This window comes from Limosilactobacillus sp., from assembly GCF_051873075.1.
In the GTDB taxonomy this organism is placed as follows: domain Bacteria; phylum Bacillota; class Bacilli; order Lactobacillales; family Lactobacillaceae; genus Limosilactobacillus.
The window spans coordinates 1-7,119 of sequence record NZ_JBJEEM010000062.1; the positions used below are offsets into that span (position 1 = coordinate 1).

14 protein-coding genes and 1 pseudogene are annotated in these 7,119 nt (G+C 43.2%); 8 read left to right on the forward strand and 7 right to left on the reverse strand.

Going from position 1 to position 7,119, the window contains the following annotated elements:
- Positions 1 to 25: 25 nt before the first annotated feature.
- The 4 genes from ACI31J_RS06820 to ACI31J_RS06835 all read right to left on the reverse strand — a co-directional run bounded on the left by ACI31J_RS06820 (position 26) and on the right by ACI31J_RS06835 (position 1,423).
- Positions 26 to 604, reverse strand: coding sequence for a host-nuclease inhibitor Gam family protein (locus tag ACI31J_RS06820; RefSeq protein WP_439773680.1), 579 nt, complete (start codon positions 602 to 604; stop codon positions 26 to 28).
- Complete coding sequence (locus ACI31J_RS06825; RefSeq protein WP_439773681.1) at positions 604 to 822, reverse strand: hypothetical protein; 219 nt, start codon at positions 820 to 822, stop codon at positions 604 to 606. Before ACI31J_RS06825 ends, ACI31J_RS06820 begins: the two co-directional genes overlap by 1 nt.
- A 26-nt stretch (positions 823 to 848) precedes the next feature.
- Positions 849 to 1,043: a hypothetical protein gene (locus ACI31J_RS06830; RefSeq protein WP_439773682.1), complete on the reverse strand. Its 195-nt coding sequence runs from the start codon at positions 1,041 to 1,043 to the stop codon at positions 849 to 851.
- 137 nt (positions 1,044 to 1,180) lie between these two features.
- Complete coding sequence (locus tag ACI31J_RS06835) at positions 1,181 to 1,423, reverse strand: hypothetical protein (protein ID WP_439773683.1); 243 nt, start codon at positions 1,421 to 1,423, stop codon at positions 1,181 to 1,183.
- Between the two features lie 60 nt (positions 1,424 to 1,483).
- Here ACI31J_RS06835 and ACI31J_RS06840 point away from each other — a divergent pair, with 60 nt between their 5' ends.
- Positions 1,484 to 1,780, forward strand: a complete 297-nt coding sequence (locus ACI31J_RS06840; RefSeq protein ID WP_439773684.1) for a hypothetical protein — start codon at positions 1,484 to 1,486, stop codon at positions 1,778 to 1,780.
- On the opposite strand, the gene ACI31J_RS06845 is transcribed toward ACI31J_RS06840, so the two are convergent.
- From ACI31J_RS06845 to ACI31J_RS06855, 3 genes and pseudogenes are all read right to left on the reverse strand, one after another.
- Positions 1,758 to 1,937 carry a hypothetical protein gene (locus ACI31J_RS06845; protein WP_439773685.1) on the reverse strand — a complete coding sequence of 60 codons (180 nt, stop codon included), beginning with the start codon at positions 1,935 to 1,937 and terminating at the stop codon, positions 1,758 to 1,760. The genes ACI31J_RS06840 and ACI31J_RS06845 overlap by 23 nt on opposite strands.
- Positions 1,938 to 1,948: 11 nt before the next feature.
- Positions 1,949 to 2,684 (reverse strand): annotated as a pseudogene (locus tag ACI31J_RS06850) (phage antirepressor KilAC domain-containing protein).
- A 30-nt stretch (positions 2,685 to 2,714) separates the two neighbouring features.
- On the reverse strand, positions 2,715 to 2,930 hold the full coding sequence (locus ACI31J_RS06855; protein ID WP_439773686.1) for a helix-turn-helix transcriptional regulator: 216 nt from the start codon (positions 2,928 to 2,930) through the stop codon (positions 2,715 to 2,717).
- A 155-nt stretch (positions 2,931 to 3,085) separates the two neighbouring features.
- Between ACI31J_RS06855 and ACI31J_RS06860 the strand changes: the two genes are divergently transcribed.
- The 7 genes from ACI31J_RS06860 to ACI31J_RS06890 all read left to right on the forward strand — a co-directional run bounded on the left by ACI31J_RS06860 (position 3,086) and on the right by ACI31J_RS06890 (position 6,973).
- Positions 3,086 to 3,427, forward strand: coding sequence for a helix-turn-helix domain-containing protein (locus tag ACI31J_RS06860; protein ID WP_439773687.1), 342 nt, complete (start codon positions 3,086 to 3,088; stop codon positions 3,425 to 3,427).
- 5 nt (positions 3,428 to 3,432) lie between these two features.
- Positions 3,433 to 3,822, forward strand: coding sequence for a DUF6782 family putative metallopeptidase (locus tag ACI31J_RS06865; protein ID WP_439773688.1), 390 nt, complete (start codon positions 3,433 to 3,435; stop codon positions 3,820 to 3,822).
- Positions 3,823 to 3,882: 60 nt separating this feature from the next.
- Positions 3,883 to 4,206: a zinc-ribbon domain-containing protein gene (locus ACI31J_RS06870; protein WP_439773689.1), complete on the forward strand. Its 324-nt coding sequence runs from the start codon at positions 3,883 to 3,885 to the stop codon at positions 4,204 to 4,206.
- 2 nt (positions 4,207 to 4,208) lie between these two features.
- A complete protein-coding gene (locus ACI31J_RS06875) occupies positions 4,209 to 4,514 on the forward strand; it encodes a zinc ribbon domain-containing protein (protein ID WP_439773690.1) in 306 nt (101 codons plus the stop codon).
- Positions 4,515 to 4,562: 48 nt separating this feature from the next.
- Positions 4,563 to 5,087 carry a hypothetical protein gene (locus tag ACI31J_RS06880; protein WP_439773691.1) on the forward strand — a complete coding sequence of 175 codons (525 nt, stop codon included), beginning with the start codon at positions 4,563 to 4,565 and terminating at the stop codon, positions 5,085 to 5,087.
- 27 nt (positions 5,088 to 5,114) lie between these two features.
- The gene (locus ACI31J_RS06885; RefSeq protein ID WP_439773692.1) at positions 5,115 to 5,615 is read left to right on the forward strand and encodes a hypothetical protein; all 501 of its coding nucleotides are present in this window, start codon (positions 5,115 to 5,117) and stop codon (positions 5,613 to 5,615) included.
- 236 nt (positions 5,616 to 5,851) lie between these two features.
- On the forward strand, positions 5,852 to 6,973 hold the full coding sequence (locus tag ACI31J_RS06890) for a tyrosine-type recombinase/integrase (RefSeq protein WP_439773693.1): 1,122 nt from the start codon (positions 5,852 to 5,854) through the stop codon (positions 6,971 to 6,973).
- Positions 6,974 to 7,119 lie beyond the last annotated feature (146 nt).

Sequence of the window (7,119 nt, forward strand, 5' to 3'; positions counted from 1 at the left end):
AGCTCTACTTGTACTTCCAACAGTGTCATTGTTTGGCCTCCTTGTTCGGCTTGATCGTGAACTCTCGATGCGCTGGTTCCTCAACCTCGACACCTTGAATGATCTCCCCTGTTTCTGGATCGACCAGGTTACCATCTTTAACAGGAAGCTTGTTGAGGCTCATATCCTTCTTGAACTTTGCCCAATCAAACCCGTGGGTTATTTTGGTAGTTGAATAGTCTGGATAACCTCTCTGCAACGCTTCATCATCATGCTTGAATTTCGGCTGCTTCTTGACATAAGCGATGTTGCCGAGTGGTGTCTTCAACTTGTACGCGGCTTTCTCTCCCTGCTTCGGGTCAGTATACTCACGAATAAGTGAAATGAAATATTGACGTGACTCTTCACGTTTTCGGTCCCGCTCAGCAAGCCATTCCTTGGCCTGCTCGATCTTCTGCTGCTCTGGCTTGATAGCTTCCTCAACCATCTGCGCATCGTTGTCATGCTCTGCTTCGATCTCTTTCAACTTGCGCAAGGCCCAAACAACACCGGAATCGTCGGTAATTGTGAAGCGGTCATCGCTCACTGGCTGCATCGCTTGTTTCAGTGATTGAACGTTGTCCATCAGTTCCACCCCATTTCTTTACGCCCTTGTTCTGCCAATCCTGTACCAAGATGAGCAGTCCGGATGTGCAACTGTGCTGACCGATTCTGCATCCTAGAAATGATGTATTGGCTGGTAATGGGGTCGCTTGATCGGTGAAGCGATAAGCTCAAATTCTTAAGCTCGTGAATTTGATCGTCGATCTGCTTATGCAGTTCTTTAATAGCTAATTTGTTCATGGTATAATTACCTCCGAAAATTACTTTTAATTGTGTTTAACTTTGACGTCAGCATCTCCAGTGCTGGCGTCTTTTTTCGTGCTTTCGTCATCGTCTACCATGCTGGTGAGTAAGACATAGAGCAGATACATACTGAATGCAAAGGCAACGATGAAATGCTCACTCAGCATAGCTACGAACATTGCTGATGTTGCCAGTGTGCTCTTGAAAACTGGATTCATGATTAACACCTCCTCTTAATGTTTCTTGTCGTAGCTCTTAAACACATGGTCGCCCTTGATTACATTCACCACCGTGCCAATGAAGAACACAGCAATAATGATCAAGAAAGGCAGGCTTACTAGAAATGCCATTAGTGTCACCCCTCTCTTTCCAAGACCTTCAAGTGCGGATCCTGGTGCTTCTCGTATTGATAATCGGAATAGCAAGCAATCATCTTCTGCCATTCCCGAATGTCGATAGGTCCTCGATAAAGGAACACCTTCCGCCAATCTGGATAGTGCTTTTTGGCCCACCGTCTGCGTTGGTCAACTGTCTCAACAGATATGCCGAGTTCTTTGGCCAGCTCTTCACGATAAAGTTGATAACGGAACGGGCTCATCTTGCCGGCCTCCTTCCTGATATAATTGATTTATCTCCTTGAGAAAGGAGGTGAATCATATTGGACGATTTTTCTCGTCAACTCGATAAAATGGCCAAACGCGTGCAGAACTTCGCGGGAGAACACCAAACAAGTTTCGCTGAGCTTTTAACTGATAGTTTCATGCAAAAACACACTACTTTCCCAAATGCAGATAGTTTTTTTGATGCTATCGGTATCAAGACAACAGAAGAGTTTGACGCCTTCCCCGACGAAAAGATGAACGCATTCGTTTCATCGCATTCGCATTTCACGACATTCCAGCAAATGCTAGACGAGGCTACTAGCGAGTACATCACTCGTCAACTTGGGTTCTAACTTTTAGCTCGAAATGTTGTAATTCGCTTATGGTTTTTTGAAGCTGCTTTGACTGCTTAACCGCTGTTTTAAGCAGCTTTTTTAGTTCCAAAAGGTTTTCAACGTCGATCTTCACTTTTTTATTTGCAACCAAATTAGTGTTTCTTGGTTTCTGCATTCTCTTGCCTCCTACTCAACCACCACACGGCCGCCCAGGAACTTGTTGATGAAATACTGCTGGCCCTTCCCAGTTACCTTCGTAGTGATGTTCACCGTCGTATGGCCGTCCGCATGGTTGATGACAGTTTCCTTCGCCTTGAACAGGCCGAGCTCCATTGCGTACTGCGTTGGCACGTTGCGGTTGCTTCCTCGTGTCCCCAGATAGCCGTTATCACGCATCCAGGCAAACAAGCGATTCTGACCGATGTTCACACCGTTTTGGCGCATAATCTTGGCAAGCTGGCCGATCAAGATGGTTGAATTACTGGTCGAAACCGCGTCGGCGAACAACGCCTTGGGCTTCATCTGCTGATTCTCAAGCCGTAACCGCGCGTTCTCACTTTGAAGAATCTCATACCCACGCTTGACGACTTCTTTCGGGTCATTCCACTTCTTCTCCAATTGAATGAAGTAGCGGCGAACTTGCTTGCCCCGTTCAGTGTGGCTCATCATGCAGAGTTCCTTGGCCATATCAAGGGTTAGCACATAATCTTGAATTTCTTGCTGTCTCCCATCTGGATAGTTTGGATTGAAGGGTGTACTTATAAGTACGCCCTCAAAATCCGTCCCCTGCTCAAAGCTCTTAAAATTTTGAGCTACCCAAGCGCTGAACCGTTTTTTTTAATTGCAGTTCATTATGCAAATCTCGTGCAGAAACAACTTGCTGATTGTTTTTGACCGTGACTTTAATAAGCTGATGATTCATATTTATCCTCCTTCTGGTTAGCTAAAATAGCTAACTTTTGTTTAAAAAATAGTCAATTGGTAAGCCTAATACTTGGCTAGCCCTAATAGCCACATCTGTTGTCAAGTTACGATTACCGTTCATGATACTGGCTAAATAATTCGGAGTAATGCCAATCTTTCGGGCAACATAGCTTGTCTTAAGCCCCCGACTATTGACCTGCTCTTTCAACTTAATGTAAGCATCTTTTTCCAGCAATGAAGTCATTACATCACCTCCATGTTCGCTGATTTATTTAACTTACAGCTATTATGATACTCGCTTTTTTAGCTAAGTCAACACTGTTATTAAATTATTTAGCTAGAAATGTAATTATTATGTTTAACAGTTGTATTATATAGCTAAAAAGGAGCGTGAGTATTATGACTGAATTTAGCAAACGCCTCACCTCTTTGCGAGAAGGCAAAGGCTGGAGCAAAACACTTGTTGCTAAGCAGATAGGACTATCCAGTATGCAAACCTATGCCAATTGGGAATATGGCCGGACGGAGCCAGATCTCGAAATGGTAAACAAACTAGCGAGTGTATTCAACGTGACAACCGATTACCTGCTAAACGGTAATAAGAATAAGGTAACTGAGACGGTTAATCTGGATAAAGCCATTGATGCCGCTATGTCTTATGAAGGTCAACCCGTTACTGATCACGATCGCAAAGTAATGAAGAAACTGTGGAGAGCTTACCTCAGCAGTAAGGAACAGTGATGCTTATGGTTGCCAAGATTCAGGACATCATCAAGGAACTTGGCGTAGTCGTGCTTGTCGGTGATCTGGATGTGCCTGGGTACTATGTGCCAGCAATCAACGCCATCTTCATTGACCAGAAATTAGACGAGGCTGAACACGAGGTGGTTCTTCTTCACGAACTAGGCCATGCTGCTAAGCAACAGAACGAGGCAGAACTATACAAGGCCACCATGACGATGAAAATAAAAATGGAATATGGCGCTAACCGGTTCATGATTAGCTACCTATTCCATCGGTATCTTGACGCCTGGGATGATGATCCCAAGTCGGTCAACTATTTAGATTTTATGAAACAAAATGATATTCCCGCCCGTGACGAGAACATCGTTAAAGAAGTTATTTTGGGTTACTGATTTACGTCCAAGCGTGATCGACGTTAAAAGCTACCGATTATTTAGGGAGGAACTATTATCATGAATAATCAAAATACAAATGTTGCTTCAAGGGAAACAAAATTTTGCTCAAATTGTGGAGCGGAGATTGACGCAAAGGCGGTTGTATGTCCTAAATGTGGCGTTCCAGTAAGCGGCGCTTCAATTGCCAACGTAAATGACGAGCCTAATCCATCTGCTTGGTGGGGCGTTCTTGGCTTCCTATTCCCAGTTATTGGTTGGATCCTTTACTTTGCATTCAAGAGTAATACTCCAAAACGTGCACATCGTTGCGCCGTTTCTGCTTGGTGGGGGTTCGGAATTAGCTTCGTTATCGGATTGCTTGCTGGAATGGCAGGTGCTTGATAATGAAATACTGCCCTAATTGCGGCAAAGAAGTAGACCCTAAAGCTATCATCTGCCCAAATTGCGGAGTCCAGCTTCCTAATACTCAATCAGTTAGTGATCAGGTTAATGATACAGGATCTGTTTGGTGGGGTGTTTTAGGTTTCTTTATACCAATTGTTGGCCTTATTCTCTTTATTGTTTGGCATAATAACGAACCTAAAAATGCTAAGTCTGCCGGTATTGGCGCACTAATCCAAGTGGGATTAGGGGTTGCTTTCTTTTTGTTTATTATGTTTTTGGCCATGATAGCAAGTTTAAATGAATAAAAAGGGCCCGCCATAATTCGGCGGGTTTTACACTATGGGGGAATAATTATGAAGAAAATAGGTTTAATCTGTGTCACTTTAGTTGCCGGCCTGTCACTAGCCGGTTGCAACAATCTGGCATCACAACAAGCGCACAAAACATTTAGTAGCAGCTCACCATCTACTAAGGTGGTTAAGCATCATAAAAAACATGCAAGCACGAAGCGGAGTTCAAGCAGCTCTTCTTCCAGCTCAGCTCAAAGCAGTCAGGCCGCTTCTAGTAGCCAACAGGCTGTTAGTGGTCAGCAAAGCGGAAACACCCAAGCTTCCCAGAGCCAGCAAACCGCTGCGCCAAACGCTGATCATAACCCGGCATCGAATAACAATTATAACAACTCTGAACTGCAAAGAAATGCACAGGCCGCTGTTGGTAGCGATGGATTGATGCACGGACGTGTTTACGGGTCAAACGGATACTGGATTGATGTTGACGCATCACGACAAGGTCTTGCCAATGCGGGCATGCCCAATAGTGACCAAGACATTATGAACCACGCCGAAACCGGCAATGCCATGTGGAACGCCGGGCAATAAAAAAGCCCTCTCCGGAGAAAGGACGTGATGGTTATTAAAGACATCAACCAGTTTTTAGGGGCTTGGATAACAGCAGGTGTCGCCCTAGGTGGAATAATTTTCGCCGCAATTCAGGCCATTGCCAGTGCTGTTGCCAAAACACTTTCTACAAAGTCTGACAATGAAACTAAAATCCAGTTGAAGGAAATGCAACTCCGTCAAGAAACAGAGCGTCGAAATGCAAAGAAAGCTCAAGAAATTCGCTCAGCTTTTAGCGACTATTGCGGCTACACGGCAGCACTATTAAATTCAAAAGGTGTGGAATACGTAAGTGAGCAGGCAACAGCGTTCGGAAAAATAGTCGCTTATACAAGCGGGACACAAAACGTCATTGCTTCTATTCAAGACTATATCATCAAAAAAGACTATGAAAACGCAATGATCAACTTCCAAAATATACTAAAAAGCCTTAAAGAAGAAGAAACATCGTTGCTGTTGCCGTTAGAACAGCACTCACCCAAGGATTGTAAAGGCGGTTCTTTGGATTGACTAGCTGCACAACATACGATGCAGATGCTGCGATAGCCCACAGCAACCATAGTATAGTAATTTTTAACCAAGCAGGCATAATTACACCTCGAATGTTTGTTTTTTCTCAATTATATCAAATTCTAAACCGGTCGAAATCGACCGGTTTAAAAAGACACTCAATAGAACATACGTGCGAGTTTTAGATATACTTCAGATCAATAATGTTTAGATCTACGATGAAAGGAGGAACAACCATGTGGGTTGAAAAAACTAAGGATAACAAATACAAGTTCCGAGAACAGTACAAGGACCCGCTTACCGGCAACCACAAGAAGGTTTCCGTCACTTTCGATAAGAACACCGCCCACACTCGTAAAGAGGCTCAGATGGTCTTAGAACGGAAAATAGGCGATAAATTAAATTCAATTGTTGACGGAACTATAAAAAGCAACGTCAAGCTTGGCGATCTAAATGCTGAATGGTTGAAAGATTACGCGTTAAAGGTCAAGCCTTATACTCTTTACAACGCTACTAGCCGTTCCCGCAGGATCGTTAAAGATATTGGAAAAGATGTTCTGGTATCCAAACTGACCTCAAAATATTTAACTAACTATCTCAATGATTTGATATACAAATACAACCTTAAAAATGGATCTGTAAAGCACTATAAGGAAACATTGAACGTTATGTTCCGCTATGCCGTTTTGCATGATTATGTCAAAGCAAACCCCATGCGCGATGTGTCAGTGGATTATCGTAAAGAAGAAATTGCTGATAAAATAGAGGAAAAATATTTAGAACCAGAAGAGTTAAAGAACGTTTTAGAATATCTTTATAGCAGGGATCCTGTCTATGGGCGTTTTTGCGAATTCCTTTACCTCACCGGTATGAGATATGGTGAAGCAGCCGCTTTGACTTGGAAAGACATTAACAAAAGGACAAAGCCATGGGGAGCGACTGTCAACGGCACTATTGTCAGAATTCCTGGTAAGAAAGCCGTGAAGCAGGATTCCCCTAAAACGCAATCAAGCATTCGCACGGTTGACCTCCCAGACCGAGCCGTGGAGATATTAAAAGAGCAACATAAGCTTGTTTCAGACGGCTTCATTTTCCGTACTGCCGGCAGTAGCTATCTGCCCGAACCGACCATTAATAGGTGGCTGCGGTTAGCAAAAGAAAGGTTTAACATAAACAAAAAAGTGAGCTGCCACATTTTCAGGCATACTCACATTTCTAAACTCGCTGAGTTAGGCGTTCCGATATATATTGTTCAGCAAAGAGTCGGACACGCTAACGATCAAACGACCAAAAATATTTACTTACATGTAACGAGAACTGCTAAGGAAAAGTACTCAAATAAGCTAAATTTACTTTAGTTTTCCCCTTTAGTTCCCCCTTTATCATTATTTAGAAGCGTTGACGCCTTGATATACCAGTAATATCAAGGGTTGGCGTTTTTTGCTACCTATTCGTCCACAAAATAATGATCGATCTTTTTAATGTATCTTAAATACGTCAGTAA

Excerpts from the sequence above, each read along its gene's own strand:
- ACI31J_RS06860 (WP_439773687.1), top strand. The coding sequence starts at position 3,086 with ATGACTGAATTTAGCAAACGCCTCACCTCTTTGCGAGAAGGCAAAGGC.
- ACI31J_RS06825 (WP_439773681.1), bottom strand. The coding sequence starts at position 822 with ATGAACAAATTAGCTATTAAAGAACTGCATAAGCAGATCGACGATCAA.
- ACI31J_RS06865 (WP_439773688.1), top strand. The coding sequence starts at position 3,433 with ATGGTTGCCAAGATTCAGGACATCATCAAGGAACTTGGCGTAGTCGTG.
- ACI31J_RS06870 (WP_439773689.1), top strand. The coding sequence starts at position 3,883 with ATGAATAATCAAAATACAAATGTTGCTTCAAGGGAAACAAAATTTTGC.
- ACI31J_RS06835 (WP_439773683.1), bottom strand. The coding sequence starts at position 1,423 with ATGAGCCCGTTCCGTTATCAACTTTATCGTGAAGAGCTGGCCAAAGAA.
- ACI31J_RS06820 (WP_439773680.1), bottom strand. The coding sequence starts at position 604 with ATGGACAACGTTCAATCACTGAAACAAGCGATGCAGCCAGTGAGCGAT.
- ACI31J_RS06875 (WP_439773690.1), top strand. The coding sequence starts at position 4,209 with ATGAAATACTGCCCTAATTGCGGCAAAGAAGTAGACCCTAAAGCTATC.
- ACI31J_RS06845 (WP_439773685.1), bottom strand. The coding sequence starts at position 1,937 with ATGCAGAAACCAAGAAACACTAATTTGGTTGCAAATAAAAAAGTGAAG.
- ACI31J_RS06880 (WP_439773691.1), top strand. The coding sequence starts at position 4,563 with ATGAAGAAAATAGGTTTAATCTGTGTCACTTTAGTTGCCGGCCTGTCA.
- ACI31J_RS06830 (WP_439773682.1), bottom strand. The coding sequence starts at position 1,043 with ATGAATCCAGTTTTCAAGAGCACACTGGCAACATCAGCAATGTTCGTA.
- ACI31J_RS06885 (WP_439773692.1), top strand. The coding sequence starts at position 5,115 with ATGGTTATTAAAGACATCAACCAGTTTTTAGGGGCTTGGATAACAGCA.
- ACI31J_RS06890 (WP_439773693.1), top strand. The coding sequence starts at position 5,852 with ATGTGGGTTGAAAAAACTAAGGATAACAAATACAAGTTCCGAGAACAG.
- ACI31J_RS06855 (WP_439773686.1), bottom strand. The coding sequence starts at position 2,930 with ATGACTTCATTGCTGGAAAAAGATGCTTACATTAAGTTGAAAGAGCAG.